The following is a 510-nucleotide window of genomic DNA, read 5'->3' as shown; positions in this document are numbered from 1 at the left end:
CAGTAACTACTTTACCCGCTCCCACTCGCCGGTGGCGGGGTCGAGCTGGCGCAGCACCCGGGCCGGGTTACCGCCCACCACGGCGTAGGCCGGCACGTCGCGCGTGACCACGGCCCCGGCCGCCACCACCGCGTGCCGGCCGATGCGCACGCCGGCCGTCACCACGGCGTTGGCCCCGATCCAGACCTCGTCCTCGACCACAATCTCGGCCGCCGAGCAGGGCTGCTCGCGGATGGGCCGGGTCGGGTCCTGGTAGCCGTGGTTGAGGCCCGAGAGCACCACGTGCTGGGCCAGAATCACGTGGTGGCCGATGCGCACGGGGCCGATGAGCACGTCGCCGATGCCGATGAGCGAATGGTCGCCGATGTAAATGCCGCCCATGCCGTTGGCCACGGTCACCTGATCTTCCAGGATGGCGTGGCGGCCGAGCTCGAAGGCGTGGAAAGGGATCAGGTCGCGGCGGGCGCGGCGCACCAGCGAGCCGGGGGCGTAGCGGTGCACCAGCGGGTT

At 71.6% G+C, this 510-nt stretch carries 1 protein-coding gene; it reads right to left on the bottom strand.

Features of this window, described 5'->3' with window-relative positions:
- Window positions 1-6 precede the first annotated feature (6 nt).
- On the bottom strand, window positions 7-510 hold a 504-nt coding region (locus tag EI291_RS22575), incomplete at its 5' end, for an acyltransferase (protein ID WP_148103457.1).

This window comes from Hymenobacter rigui (genome assembly GCF_003944715.1).
GTDB lineage: Bacteria > Bacteroidota > Bacteroidia > Cytophagales > Hymenobacteraceae > Hymenobacter > Hymenobacter rigui.
This window is presented reverse-complemented; position numbering and strand designations above follow the sequence as displayed.